Raw genomic sequence first — 3,664 nt, 5'->3', positions numbered from 1 at the left:
ATCCAGGAGCTGACCGGCCGGTCCCTGGCCGAGCCGATGGACGTCGCCGAGCTGGCGGCAGCCGCCTACGCGCTGCGGGTCGCCTCAGCGACCGAGCTGTGGGCGACCCACGCGCGGAAGCGGCCGGGCGTCAGCCCGCTGCGATCCCGGCCACCAGGTTGATCGTGCTCGCCAGCACCACCGCACCGAAGACGTACGAGAGCAAGGTGTGCCTCAGCACGACGGAGCGGATCCGGGAGCTGGTCACCGAGGTGTCGGAGACCTGGTAGGTCATCCCGAGGTTGTAGCTGAAGTAGAAGAAGTCCCGGTAGGCGGGCTTGTCGTCTGAGTTGAAGTCGATCCCGCCCGCGTCGCCGTCGTAGTAGAGGTGTGCGTAGCGCGCGGCATACATCAGGTGCAGGCTCGCCCAGGCCAGGAAGACGCCGACGAGCGCGACCGCCGCGGCCAGGCGTCCCTGGGAGGAGTGGCCGACGACCAGGAGCATCACGATCCCGAGCAGCCCGCACAGCGAGATGGCCACCACGACCAGCTCCTCGGTCGCGGGCCGGAAGTCCTCGCGGCGGGTGTTGGCGCGGGTCGTGTCGGCATCGAGCGGCCACAGCGCGATCCAGCCGGACGCGACGAACGCCGCATGGACGACGGCCACCCCGAGAAGAGTGCCGATCTGCGCGTCGAGGAGGAGTACGCCGGCCGCGGCAGTCAGCGCTCCGGCCAGCAGCGCTCCGGCCAGCCGGACGCCGGCGGCCGAGGGGAGAGGCGTGTGCGAACTCGTCCGACTCACGTCAGCAGGCTACCCGTCGTCGCCCGCCACAGCGGTCGGTGTGTGAGCCGACAGCGACTCTGGTCACGGGCTCCGAGGACGGCCAGCGCGGCGTACGGTGGTGTTCACCAGGACCGGCAGCGCGAACGAGAAGAGGACAGGTGCCCCTCAGCAGGATCGAGGAGTCGACCACCCGCAACGAGGGTGGGGTCGAGTTCGGCGGCGGACGGCTCGCGTACGCCCCTGGCGAGGCGACCGTGGCGGAGGCCATGGTCCGCCGCCCGAAGCTGCTCCCGGCCACGGCGACCAGTGGTGACGTACGTGAGCTCTTCCTCGACGACCACGTCCATGCCGCGCTGGTGTCCGACGGCGACAGGCTCCTGACCGTCATCGAGCGGCAGGACCTCGTCGAGGTTCGCGACGACGAACCGGCGACGGCGCTCGGGACCCTGCCGGGCCGAACGGTCCGTTCGGGGGCCGACCTGTGGTCGACCTGGACATCGATGACCGCTGTCGGCGTCCGCCGGCTCGCGGTGGTCGAGGACGGCCGCTGCGTCGGACTCCTCTGCCTCAAGCGCAGCGGTCGCGGCTTCTGCTGCGACGCCGGCGTGTGGGCGCGGGCTCTGGAGCGGGACAGCCGCCGCGGCTGCGTTCCTCAGTCATGACCGAGATGCGAGTAGGCAGGAGACTCAGGTGACGCCGCAGGACCGGGCGCAGGACGTACTGGCACCACCCGCGAAGGCGGCCATCTTCCTCACCGTGACGGTCAGGGACGGCAAGGAGCAGGAGGCGCGCGACGCGCTCGCGGACGTCGCCGGGGTCACCCGCGCGATCGGCTTCCGCATCCCGGAGGCTGCGCTCAGCTGCGTGGTCGGCATCGGGGCGGACGCCTGGGACCGGCTGTACGCCGTCCCGCGCCCCGACGGGCTGCACCCGTTCCGCCCGCTCGCGGGGGAGAAACACGTCGCGGTCTCCACGCCCGGCGATCTGCTGTTCCACGTCCGCGCCGGACGCCCTGACCTGTGCTTCGAGCTGGGCCGCCAGCTGATGGTGCTCTTCGACGGGCTCGTCGACTGCGTCGACGAGGTCCACGGCTTCCGCTACTGGGACGAGCGCGACCTTCTGGGCTTCGTCGACGGCACCGAGAGCCCCACGGCGGCAGTCGAGTCCGGTCCGGCCGCGCTGGTCGGCTACGGCGAGGCCGGCGCCGAGGAGACGTACGCAGGGGCCAGCTACGTCATCGTCCAGAAGTACCTCCACGACCTGGACGCCTGGGACAAGCTCTCGGTCGAGGAACAGGAGCTGGTCGTCGGCCGCAAGAAGCTCAGCGACATCGAGCTGGCCGACTCGGTCAAGCCCGACGACTCCCACGTCGCACTCAACACCATCACCGACGCTGACGGCACCGAGCGCGTGATCGTGCGCGACAACATGCCGTTCGGCGCGGTGGGCACGGGGGAGTTCGGGACGTACTTCATCGGCTACGCCGCCGACCCGGGCGTGACCGAGGAGATGCTGCGCAACATGTTCCTGGGACGTACGCCCGGCCGGCACGACCGGATCCTCGACTTCTCCACGGCCGTCACGGGATGCCTCTTCTTCGTCCCGCCCGCAGCCTTCCTCGAAGATCCGGAGCCGTTCCTCGCCCGCCCCCGGGCCTGAGCGGATGATGACGTGGCAGCGGTGAGTGCGATCGGGGGAGTGCCTGAGGCGACCATGGCCTCGCCGGGAGCGCGCACCGACCGGGCCCTGGTCGCGGCCGCCCTGGTGGCGGCGGGCTGGGGCGCCAACCAGTTCACGCCGCTGTCGGTGGTCTACCGGCTCGAGGCGGGCTGGTCGACGATGTCGGTCGTCGAGGTGTTCACCGTCTACCTGGCAGGTCTGGTCCCGGCCCTGCTCCTCGGCTGCCGGACGGCCGACAGGTTCGGCCACCGCCGGGTCGTACGCATCGCCCTGGCCATCACCGCTGCCGGAAGCCTCCTGCTGGCACTGGCCGAGGTGTCCGGCGAGGTCGTCGTCGCGAGCCGGCTGGCGACCGGGGTCGCGGCGGGGCTGATCGTCTCGGCCGGTGCCGCGTGGCTGCGCGCGCTCTCGCCCGGCCCCGACCGAGGCGCCCGCTTCGCGGTGTACGCCACAGGAGCCGGCTTCGCCCTCGGCCCGCTGCTCGCGGGCACCCTCGCCGCCTGGCTCCCGGCCCCGTCCGTGGTCCCGTGCCTGGTGCACGGCGGCTTCGCGCTGCTCGTGCTCGCGCTGACCGCCCGCATCCCGGAGATGTGCTCGATACCCGGGCCGCCGCCCGTCGCGCCGGCGAGCGACCGCTGGTCGGCCATCACCCACCCGCGGTTCGTCGGGATCGTGCTGCCCGCCAGCCCGGCGATCTTCGCGGCGGTCACGGTCTCCTACGTCGTCCTCCCGCCGTTCGTCCTCGACCGCGTCCGCGACCACGCGCCGCTCTTCAGCGGCCTGGTTGCCGCGGTCACGCTGCTGGTCGGGCTGGCGGTGCAGCCGCTAGCGGCGAAGATCGACCGTCCCGGAACGGCCCGGGCAACCCTCGTCGCGATGGGCACCGTGGTCATCGGGCTCCTGCTCGGCGCCCTCGCCATCGAGGAGGTCTCGCCGCTCCTGGTCCTCGGCGCGGCGGTCTTCCTCGGCGCCGGCTACGGCCTGACCCTGGAGTCCGGGCTGGCCGAGATCGGCCGCCTGGCCCCACCCGGCGCGCTGCCGACGGTGTCGGCACTGTTCCAGGGCGTCGCTCACAGCGGGTTCCTGGCACCACTCCTGCTGGCGGTCATGGCGAGGTCCGCGTCCTATCCTGAACTCTTGGCGGGTCTGGCCCTGATCGGCCTGATCCTGCTCATCGGCGCAGCCGTGCACGCCGCCAGGCACGCCCACCATGACCCCGCA

The 3,664-nt window shown here is 72.0% G+C and carries 4 protein-coding genes; 3 read left to right on the top strand and 1 reads right to left on the bottom strand.

The window, feature by feature from the left end:
* Nucleotides 1-130: 130 nt before the first annotated feature.
* A complete protein-coding gene (locus tag VIU94_RS23685) occupies nucleotides 131-781 on the bottom strand; it encodes a DUF1345 domain-containing protein (protein WP_331913887.1) in 651 nt (216 codons plus the stop codon).
* 140 nt (nucleotides 782-921) lie between these two features.
* Between VIU94_RS23685 and VIU94_RS23680 the strand changes: the two genes are divergently transcribed.
* The 3 genes from VIU94_RS23680 to VIU94_RS23670 form a co-directional block, all read left to right on the top strand.
* On the top strand, nucleotides 922-1,425 hold the full coding sequence (locus tag VIU94_RS23680; RefSeq protein ID WP_331913886.1) for a hypothetical protein: 504 nt from the start codon (nucleotides 922-924) through the stop codon (nucleotides 1,423-1,425).
* Between the two features lie 28 nt (nucleotides 1,426-1,453).
* Complete coding sequence (locus VIU94_RS23675; RefSeq protein WP_331913885.1) at nucleotides 1,454-2,422, top strand: Dyp-type peroxidase; 969 nt, start codon at nucleotides 1,454-1,456, stop codon at nucleotides 2,420-2,422.
* Between the two features lie 39 nt (nucleotides 2,423-2,461).
* The coding region (locus VIU94_RS23670; protein WP_331913884.1) for an MFS transporter at nucleotides 2,462-3,664 on the top strand (1,203 nt) is incomplete at its 3' end.

This window comes from Streptomyces sp. (genome assembly GCF_036566765.1).
Taxonomy (GTDB): Bacteria; Actinomycetota; Actinomycetes; order Streptomycetales; family Streptomycetaceae; genus Streptomyces.
The sequence above is the reverse complement of the archived record's forward strand: the minus strand, read 5'-3'. Positions and strand labels throughout refer to the sequence as shown.